Source organism: Cohnella suwonensis (assembly GCF_042655365.1).
Taxonomy (GTDB): Bacteria; Bacillota; Bacilli; order Paenibacillales; family Paenibacillaceae; genus Cohnella; species Cohnella suwonensis.
In genome coordinates this window covers 1-625 of record NZ_JBHSMH010000098.1, presented here as the reverse complement: position 1 = coordinate 625, position 625 = coordinate 1, and the positions used below count along the sequence as shown (strand labels likewise).

The window sequence follows — 625 nt, the reverse complement described above, 5'->3', positions numbered from 1 at the left end:
ATCGCTCCCGGAAATTGAGAAAAGCCATCTACTCCGTGGACGAGTCACTGAAGACGATGCTTCCAGCCAAGAACACCGTGGATGCCCTTGAGGACGAGATCGACTACTGCCAAAAACTCATTCATGTTATTGAAACGGAAATGAAGATCGCCCAATTGCCCAAAATCCTGGAGCCGCTGAATCTGCTAAAGGAGACGGTGGAGGACGACGTGGAGCAACTGCGAATCTCGGACGATCCGGATGCGCGGGTTGGTCACAAGAGCGCGGACTCCTCGTTTTTTGGATACAAGACGCATTTGGCAATGACCGAGGAAAGAATCATTACGGCGGCCGTTGTCACCACGGGAGAAAAGAATGACGGAAAGCAGTTGCAGGCGCTGATTGAGAAAAGCCAGGCAGCCGGCATGGACGTGCAAACGGTTATTGGCGATACCGCTTACTCAGAGAAGGAAAACATTGGGTACAGCAAGGACAATAACATTGAACTGGTCGCCAAGTTAAATCCGCAGATTACGCAAGGCGGGCGTAAGAAGGAAGATGAATTCGAGTTTAATAAAGACGCTGGCATGTATGTGTGCAAGGCTGGCCATATGGCGATTCGGAAAGCGCGGACAGGAAAAAAGGG

General features: G+C 50.9%; 1 protein-coding gene. It reads left to right on the top strand.

The annotated features are described in order from the left end of the window. Positions 1 to 625, top strand: a 625-nt coding sequence (locus ACFPPD_RS22360; protein WP_378083419.1) for a transposase, incomplete at both ends; no start/stop codon positions are given.